This window comes from Acidocella sp., from assembly GCF_035535915.1.
Taxonomy (GTDB): domain Bacteria; phylum Pseudomonadota; class Alphaproteobacteria; order Acetobacterales; family Acetobacteraceae; genus Acidocella.
In genome coordinates, this window is sequence record NZ_DATLPB010000043.1 from 1 (window position 1) to 11,909 (window position 11,909).

Sequence of the window (11,909 nt, forward strand, 5' to 3'; positions counted from 1 at the left end):
GCCGCGCCGCTTCGGCGGTGACGACCGAAAAGCAGAACAAAACAGGGTTCAGCCGGGCGATGCGCGCGAGATAGATGTCGGTCAGCCGCGCGGCGGTCAGGTCGCCGCCGCGGATCCAGGCTTGCAGCGCGGCAAGCGGCGCGAAGGCGATGTCCTCGTCATGGTCCGGCAGCGGATCCGTGGCTGGGGTGATCTGGAACGGCCCGGCCGATGGCGCGCGAAACCCCGGCAGCCTGGGATCGAAGCGCGTGGCCGGGCCGAGGGCGGAGGGCAGGGCGACCGCGCGGCGCTGCTGCGCCCGGGCGATCTGCTCGGCAAGATTGTCCAGCATCAGCTGGCGCTCAGCCTCGGTGTAGCAGATGCCGAACAAAGGCTCGGCAGCGGCGAGGGCGGCGGCGGAAAACGGCAGGGGGTCAGACAAAAAAGACCTCAAGAAAGTGGCCGCTTTTTGAAAAAAGCGGCGCAAAAACTTTCATTATGCCGGGCCTTGGGCGTTGTCGCCAGCGTTGCCCATACCTCAAGTCCGAGCCTGCACCGCCGGCGGTGCGCTCTCTACGGGTGCGGAGCTGTCGAGGGGCAGCGGCATGCGCCTTGTCTTCGCCAGGGCCGCAAGCCGCCAGGTCAACGCCTGGGCGCAAGCCACCGCCAGCGCCGCCAGCAGGTAGACGGAGGGATAGCCGTAACGCCCGATCACGAGCCCGGCGAGCGGGCCGGTCGCACCGAGGGCGACGTCGAAAAACATGGTATAGATGGCGATCGCGGCGCCGCGGTTGGAGACCGTCACGGTCTTCAGCGCCTCCACCGCCAGGGCGGGGAAGATCAGGGACAGGCCGAATCCGGTCAGCATCGCTCCGATGATCGCCATCCAAGGCGCCGTTGCCAGCCAGATCAGGCACAGACCGCAAAATTCGACGGCGAAGGAGACGAGGCTGCAGCGATAACCGCCGAATTTGCGGATCGTGCCGGAGAAGAAAACCCGCACCAAGGCGAAGGCCACGCCAAACGCGCTGAGCGCATAGGCGGCGCCCTGCCAATGGTGGTTGGAGAAATAGAGGGTGATGAAGGCAACGATGGTGGCAAAGCCGAGCGAGCCCAGCGCCAGTCCGGTGCCGAAGGGCAGCATGCGGCTGAACACCGTGTGCAAGGCGATGCGCGTGCCGCGCACCACCGGCACGGGCCTTCTGAACACGCACAGAACCAGGGCGAGCAGCGGCAGAACAAAAGTAACCAGGCCAATCGCGGCCAGCCCGTGCATATGGCTGAGCAGGACGCCGATGGGCGCGCCGGTGGCGATGCCGCCATAGGAGGCGACGCCGTTCCAGGAGATCACTTCGGCGGTATAGGTGGCGCCGACCCGGCCGATGCCCCAGGTGACGCAGCCGGTGCTGATCCCGCTTTCCGCGCCGCCGAGGAACAGGCGGCTCAGGCACAACCAGACCAGGATGGAGGTGGCGCCGCTCTGGGTAGCGGCCTCGAGAATGCACAGCCCGCTCGCCACGCCGCTGGCCAGCCCGCCGAGCACCGCCCATTTGGGACCCAAGGTGTCGGTGATCCGCCCCACGGTCGAGCGCGTTGCGAAGGTCGCGACATATTGCAGGCTGATCAGGAAGCCGGCCAGGGTGGCGCTGAACCCGAGCTGGCCGTGAACGACGCCGGGAAACACCGCCAGCGGCAGGCCGATGAGGAAATAGCCGACCAGGTTGAACACCACCGTGGACAGGATCTGCCCGGTGACGTTCGACGATGACGCGGCGCGCGGGGCGGCGTTGCGAAGAGTATCCATGAAAGGCGGCAAATCCCGGTCTTTACAAACCGTCATTAGCGCTGGAACGGGCCGCGCTGCCAATGCAAACCAGACATATGTGCTGTCTGATTTAGTGTGGCGCGGCAGAGGGCGCGGCCCTTGCCGGCCGCGCCCCGAGCGGTTTCAGGCTTTCGGCATGTCGTCTTCGATATAGATCCGGACGATCTCGTCGAAGGATCGGTCGGCGACGAAGCCCAGTGCCTCGGCGCGGCGGGGCGCGAAAGCCTTGGCCCAGCCGCTGATGATGGTGGCGATGGTCTCGTTCGGCTGGCGGCGGATCAGGCTCACCGCCTTGTCGCCGGCGATGCGGCGCAGCGCCTCGATCTCCTCGGCGACCGTGACCGACAGGCCGGGCAGCATGATATTGCGGCGCGCGCCGAGCGGGGCGAGGTCGATCTTGGCCGCATGGCGCAGGAATCCCACCGCGGCGCGCGGGCTCGCGAACCAGTGGCGCACCGTATCGGCGACCGGCAACACCGCCTCCAGCCCGGCGAGCGGCTCACGGATGATGCCGGAGAAGAAGCCGGAGGCGGCGAGATTCGGCTTGCCCGGGCGCACGCAGATGGTCGGCAGGCGCAGGCCGATGCCGTCCATGATGCCCTTGCGGGAATAGTCGGCGAGCATCAATTCGCCCATCGCCTTCTGGGCGCCGTAACTGGTGAGCGGCGTTAACGCGAAGTCGTCATCGATGACATCCGGCAGCGGCGCGCCATACACCGCGATCGAGGAGGTGAAGACGACACGCGGACAATAGCCGGAACGTTCATGCTCCCGTCGCACCGCGTCGAACAGCAGGCGCGTGCCGTCGAGATTTACCGTGTAGCCCTTTTCCAGATTGGCTTCCGCATCGCCGGAGACGATCGCCGCGAGGTGGAAAATCACCTCCGGCCGCGCGGCGACGGCGCGTTCGGCGGTGGCGGGATCGGCGATGTTGGCGGCGAAGGCATCCACCTGGCCGGCAAAACCCTCCGGCCGCGCCGGGGCGATGACGTCGAGCAGCGTCAGCCGGTCGACCGGCCGGCCGTCGAGACCGCCATCCTTCACGATCGCCGCGGTCAGTTTGCGGCCAATCATGCCGGCAGCGCCAATGATCAGAACATGCATGGGAAAGGACCTTGGTTGGAGAGTTGGAGAAAGAGGCCGCTTTTTAAAAAAAAGCGGCGCAAAAATTTTTGTTGTGCTGGGTCAATGGCGGTGAAGCCAGCACGGCCTAAAGTCAAAAAAGTTTTTTTGCTACTTTTTGTTCACAAAAAGTAGCGCTTCCTTCCTACATCTTTCTTCACGTCATCATTTCGAGCGCGCGGCGGAAGAAATCCTGGCCGCCGAAATTGCCGGATTTCAGGGCGAGCAGCATGGCGGTGTCTTCACTGACGGTGCGCAGCACCGGCACGCCGGGGGCGATTTCCGGCCCCACGGAGAAGGCGCGGATGCCGAGGCGGTCGACGACCGCGCCCGAGGTCTCGCCGCCGGCGACGATCAGCCGGCGCACGTCGCGCGCGACCAGCCCGGCGCCGATTTCCGCCAGGCAGTGCTCGATCCGGCTGCCGGCCTGTTCGCGCCCATGCTGCTTCTGAAATTCCGCCACGGCGTGCGGCGGGGCGCTGCTGGCGATCAGCACCGGCCCGTCGGCCAACCGGGAATCGGCCCAGTCGAGGGCCTCCTGGGCCACCGGGGCACCCGCCAGGATCCGCCCGATATCCAGGCGCAACACCGGAATGTCGGCCTCGATGGCGGCGATCTGCGCGAGTGTCGCCTGCGAGCAACTGCCGGCCAGCATAGCGGCCTTGCCGCCCACGGAAGGCGCCGCTTCCTCCTCGTCCATCCGCGGTGCCAACTGGCGGCCCGCGATCAACGCGCGGGCCAGGCCGAGGCCGAGGCCGGAGGCGCCGACGGAAACCGGGTTCAGCAACGCCGCCTCGCCGATCGCCTGCAAATTCCGGCCCGCCACGGCATCGACGATGGCCGCCCTTTTGCCATCGGCGCGGAGCGCCTCCATCGCTTTATGAATCGCGTAACCGCCCTGCTCGACGATCGGGAAGGGGATGAGTCCGACCGGATGGCGACTTTGCCGCGCCAGCACACGAACGAGATTCGCATCATGCATCGGGTTCAGCGGATGGTCCTTGAGTGGGCTCTCATTCAGCGGCACCTCGCCGACGAACAGATGGCCCATGAACACAGTGCGCCCGGTGCCGGGGAATGCGGGCGTGACGAGCACCGAGGCGGCATGAAAATCCTCGCGCAACGCGTCCATCACCGGGCCGATATTGCCGGCATCGGTGGAATCGAAGGTCGAGCACACTTTGAACATCACGTGCCGCGCGCCCTGGTCGCGCAACCAGGCCGCGGCATGGCGCGAAAGCGCCACCGCCTCATCCGCGGCGATGGAGCGGCTTTTCAGCGCCACCACCACCGCGTCAATGTCGGTCAGGGGCAAACCGGCATCCGGCACGCCGATGGTCTGCACGGTGCGCAGACCGGCCTGGGCCAGCGTGTTGGCGAGATCGGACGCGCCGGTATAGTCGTCGGCGACGGCGCCGAGGACCAGGCTCACGCGCGTGTTCCGGCGTAGGGCTGGAACCAGGCGAGACCGTCCAGCGTCTTGCCGCGCGGCCGATATTCGCAGCCGATGAAGCCGGCATAGCCGAGCCGCTCCAATTCCGCGAACAGGAACGGGTAATTCAGTTCCTCATCGTCCGGCTCGTGGCGCGACGGCACGCTGGCGATCTGCACATGGCCGGTGATGCCGAGATATTTGCGCAGCCGCATCGTCACGTCGCCATGGATGATCTGGCAGTGATAAATATCGAATTGCAGCTTCAGGTTGGGCAGCCCGGCCTCGGCGATCAGGGCCGCGGCGACATCGACATTGTTGAGGAAATAGCCGGGAATGTCACGGTTATTGATGGGCTCGAGCACGAGATCGAGGTGCCGCGCCGCCAGCGCTTCGGCCACGCGGCGCACGGAATGACGGTAATGGCTCATGGCTGCCGGATCCTGCGCATCGGCCAGGCCGGCCATCAGATGCAGGCGCTTGACGCCGGTCGCTTCGGCGTAAGTGAGCGCCTGGGCGATCGAGGCGGTAAGGTCTTTCTCCCGCGCCGGCAGGGCGGCGAGGCCCCGATCGCCGCCGGCGAAATCGCCTGGATACAAATTGAACAGCGCCTGCGTCAGCCGGTTTTTCTGCAGCGCCGTCGCGATCGCATCCGGCGTGAATTCATAGGGGAAGAGATATTCGACCGAAGTGAAGCCGGCATCAGCTGCCGCGGCAAACCGGTCGAGGAAACTCCATTCATTGAACATGAAGGAAAGGTTGGCAGAAAATTGCAGCACGTAGACGTCTCCGTTGCAAAATTATAATCGGCGGCCGGTTTCCATGGCGCAAGCGGGATCACCAGCCGGAACCCTCGAGCGCGTTCCGGAAAACCAAGCCGATCGAACGCATTGTCATTGAAATTATATCAGGCCTATCATGCCGGCAAGGTGAGGGCATAACGGAAAGGATCATCCGTGGCGGATCTGCAGGAAGAGTTTGCGTTGCGTGAGAGCATCTGCCGCTATGGACGCTCGCTGTTCGAGCGTGGGCTGACGCCGGGTTCGTCGGGCAATATCAGCCTCAGGCTGGATGATGGCGGCTGGCTGGTGACGCCGACCAACGCCTCGCTCGGTTTTCTTGATCCTGCGCGGCTGTCGCGGCTCGACGCGGCGGGACGGCTGATCAGCGGTGACAAGCCGACCAAGGAGATCCCGCTGCACAGCGCGTTGTATGAAACACGTGGCGCCGCGCGGGCTGTGGTGCATCTGCATTCCACCCATTCGGTCGCGGTGTCGATGCTGCCGGACATCGACCCCGAAGCGGTGCTGCCGCCGCTCACCGCCTATTACCTGATGCGCGTCGGCAACGCCGCTTTGGTGCCGTATTATCGCCCGGGCGATCCTGCGGTCGCCGACGCGATCCGTGGTCTGGCCGGGCGCCATGCCGCGGTGCTGCTGGCCAATCACGGCCCGGTGGTCGCGGGCGACTCGCTGGAAGCCGCGGTGTTCGCGACCGAGGAACTGGAGGAAACGGCGAAACTGTATTTGTTGCTGCGCAACATGAATCCGCGTTTATTGTCACGCGCGCAGATTGCCGATCTGATAACGGCGTTCAAATTGCATGATCTAGCGCACCCCGATGCCGCCCACGATCACGGGCCTGGTTAGGTTCCGCCGGCTCCAGGCGGCGTGCGGAGGACTGTGGAATTATTCTGTCATTGAAATTAAATCTTGGTGTTTTTCGGGGCGGATGCACGTATGGTTCGGCTAACGAACGCCGGGAATTCAAATGGTTTTGATCAAATTTAACGGAAATGCGTTTGGCTTCACGAAGATCTGATACCCCAAAAACCATTTCGCCTTGCTTGTGGCAAAGCAAGGCGGCATGGTGGCCGGGATTTTCAATCAGCGGTAGCCATACGCGTTAGGCACGGAGAAATTCACGCCGCGTGAGAGGCGCGATTCCGTGGTGCGATGATCTGACGAGTTGTCTAAATTATTGTACAATCCTCCGAGGCGCGCGTAGCGATTCGGCAGACGTGCCGCTGAATCGGTGCCATGATTTTGAAAAGAAACCGTTCTGGAAAAAGAGCAGTGAACGTCGCGGTCATAGTGGCATCGGTCAATCGGGGTGAGGAGATCGGCCAACTCCTCGCGCAGTTGAATCGGCAAACTTTGCGGCCGGCCAAAATCATCCTGTCGGTCGAACGGCAGGAGGATTTGCCCGGCGCGGTGGACCCGCTTGTGCAGGTCATCATGGGGCGCAAAGGGCTGACGGCGCAGCGCAACCGGGGCTTGGATGCGCTTCAAGACGCCGCCGATGTGGTGATATTCTACGATGACGATTTTTTGCCGACCCCGACCGCGCTCGAAGGCGTGACCCGGCTGTTCGCCAAATACCCCGACATTGTCGGGGCGACGGGGCTGGTGTTGCAGGATGGCGTGAAGCAGGGCGGCATTCCTTACGATGCCGCGCTGGCGGTCGCGAACGCGCAGCGCGGGGCGGCCGGGGCGGTTTATTCCGTCAGGCCGGTGGATGAGCTCTACGGCTGCAACATGGCGTTTCGCACTTCAGCGGTGCGGGACCTGCGTTTCGACGAGAAATTGCCGCTCTATGCCTGGCAGGAGGATGTCGATTTCGCCGGGCAGTTGCTGCGCAAAGGCCGCGTGGTGAAGACCAACGCCTTTGCCGGCGTGCATCGCGGCGTGAGCAAGGGCCGCAGCCCCGGGCTCGCTTTGGGTTTCTCGCAAATGGTCAATCCCGCTTATCTCGTGCGCAAGGGGACGATGCGGCCGAAAAAGGCCGCGCTGCTGATGGCGCGGAACCTTGCCGCCAACCATGTTCGCGCCCTGAAGCCGGAACCTTTCATCGACCGGCTGGGGCGCGCGCGCGGCAACTGGCTCGGACTCTGGCATATTTTATCCGGCAAATCCGACCCGACGGCCATTTTGTCGCTGCGGTAAGGAAGACAAGGAAGGAAGGCTACTTTTTGTGAACAAAAAGTAGCAAAAAAACTTTGTTCATTTGGGCCGGTACCGTTTCAACGCCACGGGCCCAGTTTCGAAAAAGTTTTTGCGCCGCTTTTTTCAAAAAGCGGCTTCTTTCTTTCTACCTACTTGAAAGGCGGGCCGCGGTGATGGCTGGTGAGCGCGTCGCCGACCACCTGCTGCATCGCGTGCCGGAAGCGTTCTTCGGAGAAGCGCAACGCATTCTCCCGGCAGGCGGCCGGGGATATCCGGCTTTCGATGGCTTCGAAACGGGCGAGCGCCTCGATGATCGCCTCCGGCGTTTGGGCGTCGAACAGAATGCCGGTGGGCGGCTGTGCGTCGGGGCGAATGATATCCCGCGCGCCGCCGCGGCCAAAGGCGATCACCGGGGTGCCGCAGGCCTGCGCTTCGACGGTGGTGATGCCGAAATCCTCCTCGGCGGCGAACAGCATGGCGCGGGCTCCCTGCATTAGCCGGACCAGTTCATCCTGCGCCGCCGGCGGCCGCAGCGTGATGTTGGGGGCGTTCTGGGCGGTCTGCGCGATCAGCGCCTGCCCGGGGCCGGAGCCCAGCACGGTGAGCCGGTGCTGCGGCATACGGCGGAAGGCTTCGACGATCAGTTCCACCCGTTTATAGGGTGCGAAGCGCGAGGCCACGAGAAAGCCCTCACGTGGCTCATGGCCCTGGACAAAATTATGCACCGCCACCGGCGGCGCGACGACGAGCGCCTCGCGATGATAGGTCTTCCGGATGCGGCGGGCGATGTAGCGGGAATTGGCCACGAACAAATCCACACCATTGGCGGTACTCACGTCCCATATTCGCAGCTGGTGCAGCAGCCAGCGCACATACAGGCTTTTCATGCCGCGCTCGAGGTTGCTTTCACGCAGATACTGCATTTGCAGATCCCAGGCGTAGCGCATGGGCGAATGCACGTAGCTGAGATGCACCTGATCGGGCCCGGTGATCACGCCCTTCGCCACCGCATGGTGGCTGGACAGCACCAGATCGTAGCCGGCAAGGTCGAATTGTTCGACGGCCAGCGGCATCAACTGCAGGTAGTTACGAAACTTTGTACTCGCCCAGGGGAGTTTCTGGATGAAGCTGGTCGTCACCTTGCGCCCGTCGAGAAAGCCGCGCTCCTCGGCGGGGAGAAAATCCACCACGGCGAAAATGTCGGCTTCGGGATAGCATTGCAGAAGCTGCGCCAACACCCGTTCGGAGCCGGCATAATGCTCCAGCCATTCGTGAACAATGGCGACCCTCATGGGGTGGGATGCCGGTGGCGGGTGATGATGGCGATGAGCATCGCGGCGGCACGGTCCCAGGTCATGGTTTGCGTATGGGTGGAACCCGCCTGGCGGAGCCGGGCATGCAATGCCGGATCGTCGAGAACGTCCAGCACCCGGGCGGCGATCGTCTCAGGCCGGCCGGGGTCGGCATAGTGCGCCGCCGCCCCGCAGGTCTCACGTAGCGCCGGGATATCGGCCGCGACCACCGGACAGGCGCAGGCCATCGCTTCGACCGCGGGCAAGCCGAACCCCTCGTAGCGCGAGGGAAACACGAAGCACCCGGCATGCTCATACAGGGCTTTGAGCTCTTCATCCGTCACGCGGCCGATATAAGAGGCCGGTTGCGGCAAGCCGGCCGCGCCGCCGGCCTGAAACACGCTGCCCCCGAGGCTGCCGGCGATGACGAGGGGGATATTGCGCGCCGCCAGCCGCTGGGCCAGCACATCAAGCGCCGCGAGATTCTTGTGCGCCGAAAGCGTTCCGACCGCCAGAACGAAGTCGCCCTGCCGCAAACCGTGCTTTTGCAAGATGCCGGGGTCGGGCGCGATGCGCCGCACGTGATCGGCACCTTCGGTCATCACCGAGACTTGCGCCGGCGGCACATGCAGGTGGCGGATGATCTCCTGACGCGAAAATTCCGAAACGGCAACAATAGGAACCTTTCGCCGGACCAGCCACGCCTGCATGAATTTATACCAGGCGCGGAATTTCCAGGAATAGGCCTCGGGCGTGCTGAACACGCCCGCGTCATGGATCACGACCAGCTGCCGGCGGCCGAACAAAGGCGCGGTGTTGCCGAGATTGACGAGGAAACCGTCGCGCGCGGCACGAGGCAAGTCCCGCTGCTCCCAGGCCTGGCCTTGCCGATGTCCGGTCTCCCGGGCGCCGCGATGCAAAGCGGCGCCGCCTGCGGGCACCAGAAGCTGTGTGTTCGGGGTGATGCGCAGCAAGGAAGCGGTGATCTCCTGGGCGAACCGTTGGACGCCGGACAGGTTCTGAGTGGCGAAGCGGCCATTTATGTAGAGCGGTTCCAGGCTGGTCAACCTTTCCGGGCAGATGGCGCCGGCAGAGAAAGCGATGGGCGCCCTGGCGACATCGGTGGGGCGTGAAATAAGAAAATCTGTAAGCGCGGCCGCGACGAATGAAAACAAAAAAATCGGTATCAAAGGTCGTTTCGATCGCCTATCAGAGTTCTCGGACAGCAGCAATGTGATCAAAAAATCGTGTGCAGGTTGCGTATTTTTTCTTATTAATAAGATTTTCCATATGTCTATCAAGACCCAGCGCAGAAATGCGAAAGAACTTCTTTATTTAAACGGCAAAATCTGCGATACCACCAAAAAGAAATAACAGACCGAGGCAACATCATGGATCACATTCGTTCTGGGACGACGGACCTGGGGCCTTTGATACCGTTAATCAACCGGTACAAAAAACAACCATTGGTTGTTTTGCTCTGCATGGCGCTTTCCGCCTGCGCCGAAGGGCCGATGCAGTCGCACGATGTTCCGTCGGTGACGGCGACCGTCCCGAGCGCGGTCGTCTCGACCATGACGCAAACCATTCCGATGCCGCCGTCGCATAAGCCCGGTGAGTACAACACAAACCGGCCCTACGTGCTGGGGGCAAGCGATGTCATTTCGGTCTCGGTCTATCTGCATCCCGAACTCTCGGCGCCCTCTCTCGGCGCGCAGTCGGGCCTCGGCGGCGTGATGGTGACCAGCGATGGCACCGTGGGGCTGCCGCTGGTTGGCAACGTCAAAGTGGGCGGGCTGACCATCACCCAGGCGCAGCAACGCATCCAGAGCGTGTATGCGACCTACATCAACAATCCCAACGTCACGGTGCAGCTCGTTGCGCCGCAAAGCCTGCGTTACTATCTGTTGGGGGAATTCAGCTCTCCTGGCGTGAAGTATCCCGGCCATGCGCTGGACCTGCTGGACGCGCTCTCGCTCGGGGGCAGCGTGAATCTTGCGAATGCCGATTTGTATCAGGCCTATGTGGCGAAGGGGACACAAAAATTGCCGGTTGATCTGCACGCTTTGCTGGTCAACGGCGATCTCAGTCAGAATATCGTTCTGGATTCCGGCGATACCATCGTGATTCCGCCGTCTTCCACCGAGGATGCGTTCGTGTTCGGCTCGGTCGGCAAGCCGGGCGCGGTGCCGTTCCAGGCCGGTTCGTTGTCGTTGCTGCAGGCGCTCAGCGTCGCGGACATGGACCTGACAAATTATTCAGCGTCCAAGCTCGGGCAAGTCCATATCATCCGCTCGAACGGCAACACCGGGCATTTCATCATCGTCGACGCGGCCAAGATCGTGAAGGGCCAGGCGATGCCCTTCCAACTGGAGCCGGGAGACATCGTGTTCGTGCCGCCGAACGGGCTTGCGTCCTGGAACCAGATCATGAACCTGCTTTTACCGTCTCTTAATACGGTCAACAGTATTCTTAATCCGTTTGTCTCGGTTAAATATCTCGCCACGGGTAAACTCTACTGAGGAGATCGGTGATGGCGACCACGCTACCGGCGACCACATTCGCGCATGCGTCTGAAACGATCGACCTTGGCGACGTCAGCTCCCTGCTGCGTCGCCGGGCCGGCACCATTGGCATTTTCGTGGTGGGCGCGACGATTTTTGCCGTCATTCACGTGCTTCTGGCGACGCCGCAATTCACTGCGCATGGCGCGATGTATCTCGGCGACGCCGGCGCCGCGCAGCCGACCAGCAATGCCGATAATTTGAATTTCCTGACGGACTATGCCAGCCAGAGCGACGTCAACACGCAGATCGAGCTGATCACGGCCGGGGCGTTGGTGCAGCGTGTGGTGCTGGAAACCGGGATGAACGCGCGGGTCACGCCGGCCGATACGCCGCCGATGACGTATTGGCGCTGGCGCTTCCTGAATGGCGGCCGGACCGATGCTTTCGCGCCGGGGCCCGATACGGTGCAGGTGCTCTACGCGACGACGCCCGGCAATTACCGACTCGAGCTGGGCAAGGATGGCACCTACACCTTGTCGACGCGTGGCAATTGGTTCACCGCGTCCCGGTTTGTGCTGCATGGCGTGCTGGGCAAGCCGGCCTCGGGCAACGGGGTGCAAATGCTGGCCGAGGGCGCGTTACCGAATTTCGCGCCCGTCCCGGGCAAGAAATATGATGTGAGCATCACATCGCCGGCGGCGCTGGCGGAGGATATATCGGGCGGCGCGCTCGCCGTGTCGGCGGGCGGTTCAGTGGAGCAGCCCACGAAAATCGCCTTCCTGCAGCTCCGCTGGTACAACCCGTATC

At 63.2% G+C, this 11,909-nt stretch carries 11 protein-coding genes and 1 pseudogene; 5 read left to right on the forward strand and 7 right to left on the reverse strand.

From position 1 onward, the window contains the following. The 5 genes and pseudogenes from VNC39_RS05660 to otnI form a co-directional block, all read right to left on the reverse strand. A pseudogene (locus tag VNC39_RS05660) lies at nt 1–421 on the reverse strand (amidase); the annotation flags it as partial. Between the two features lie 96 nt (nt 422–517). Further along, nucleotides 518–1,783: an MFS transporter gene (locus tag VNC39_RS05665; RefSeq protein ID WP_325397051.1), complete on the reverse strand. Its 1,266-nt coding sequence runs from the start codon at nt 1,781–1,783 to the stop codon at nt 518–520. A 144-nt stretch (nt 1,784–1,927) separates the two neighbouring features. Next, nucleotides 1,928–2,908 carry a D-erythronate dehydrogenase gene (gene denD / locus VNC39_RS05670; protein WP_325397053.1) on the reverse strand — a complete coding sequence of 327 codons (981 nt, stop codon included), beginning with the start codon at nt 2,906–2,908 and terminating at the stop codon, nt 1,928–1,930. Between the two features lie 175 nt (nt 2,909–3,083). Beyond that, entirely contained in the window at nt 3,084–4,358 is a 1,275-nt protein-coding gene (gene otnK / locus VNC39_RS05675; protein ID WP_325397055.1) for a 3-oxo-tetronate kinase, read from the reverse strand. Next, the gene (gene otnI / locus VNC39_RS05680; protein ID WP_325397057.1) at nt 4,355–5,137 is read right to left on the reverse strand and encodes a 2-oxo-tetronate isomerase; all 783 of its coding nucleotides are present in this window, start codon (nt 5,135–5,137) and stop codon (nt 4,355–4,357) included. Before otnI ends, otnK begins: the two co-directional genes overlap by 4 nt. 177 nt (nt 5,138–5,314) lie before the next feature. Between otnI and VNC39_RS05685 the strand changes: the two genes are divergently transcribed. Together VNC39_RS05685 and VNC39_RS05690 are read left to right on the forward strand one after the other, a co-directional pair. Then, on the forward strand, nt 5,315–6,007 hold the full coding sequence (locus tag VNC39_RS05685; protein ID WP_413788783.1) for an aldolase: 693 nt from the start codon (nt 5,315–5,317) through the stop codon (nt 6,005–6,007). A gap of 426 nt (nt 6,008–6,433) precedes the next feature. After that, a complete protein-coding gene (locus VNC39_RS05690) occupies nt 6,434–7,303 on the forward strand; it encodes a glycosyltransferase family 2 protein (protein ID WP_325397059.1) in 870 nt (289 codons plus the stop codon). Between the two features lie 149 nt (nt 7,304–7,452). Here VNC39_RS05690 and VNC39_RS05695 read toward each other — a convergent pair whose 3' ends face one another. Beyond that, entirely contained in the window at nt 7,453–8,595 is a 1,143-nt protein-coding gene (locus VNC39_RS05695; RefSeq protein WP_325397060.1) for a glycosyltransferase, read from the reverse strand. Beyond that, nucleotides 8,592–9,662, reverse strand: coding sequence for a glycosyltransferase family 4 protein (locus tag VNC39_RS05700; RefSeq protein WP_325397062.1), 1,071 nt, complete (start codon nt 9,660–9,662; stop codon nt 8,592–8,594). The genes VNC39_RS05695 and VNC39_RS05700 overlap by 4 nt, the downstream gene beginning before the upstream one ends. A 34-nt stretch (nt 9,663–9,696) precedes the next feature. Here VNC39_RS05700 and VNC39_RS05705 point away from each other — a divergent pair, with 34 nt between their 5' ends. From VNC39_RS05705 to VNC39_RS05715, 3 genes are all read left to right on the forward strand, one after another. Beyond that, nucleotides 9,697–9,969, forward strand: coding sequence for a hypothetical protein (locus VNC39_RS05705; RefSeq protein WP_325397064.1), 273 nt, complete (start codon nt 9,697–9,699; stop codon nt 9,967–9,969). A 92-nt stretch (nt 9,970–10,061) separates the two neighbouring features. Beyond that, complete coding sequence (locus VNC39_RS05710) at nt 10,062–11,117, forward strand: polysaccharide biosynthesis/export family protein (protein WP_325397066.1); 1,056 nt, start codon at nt 10,062–10,064, stop codon at nt 11,115–11,117. 11 nt (nt 11,118–11,128) lie between these two features. Then, nucleotides 11,129–11,909: Wzz/FepE/Etk N-terminal domain-containing protein (locus tag VNC39_RS05715; RefSeq protein WP_325397067.1), on the forward strand; the 781-nt coding region annotated here is incomplete at its 3' end.

Excerpts from the sequence above, each read along its gene's own strand:
- VNC39_RS05705 (WP_325397064.1), top strand. The coding sequence starts at position 9,697 with ATGGGCGCCCTGGCGACATCGGTGGGGCGTGAAATAAGAAAATCTGTA.
- VNC39_RS05695 (WP_325397060.1), bottom strand. The coding sequence starts at position 8,595 with ATGAGGGTCGCCATTGTTCACGAATGGCTGGAGCATTATGCCGGCTCC.
- VNC39_RS05665 (WP_325397051.1), bottom strand. The coding sequence starts at position 1,783 with ATGGATACTCTTCGCAACGCCGCCCCGCGCGCCGCGTCATCGTCGAAC.
- denD (WP_325397053.1), bottom strand. The coding sequence starts at position 2,908 with ATGCATGTTCTGATCATTGGCGCTGCCGGCATGATTGGCCGCAAACTG.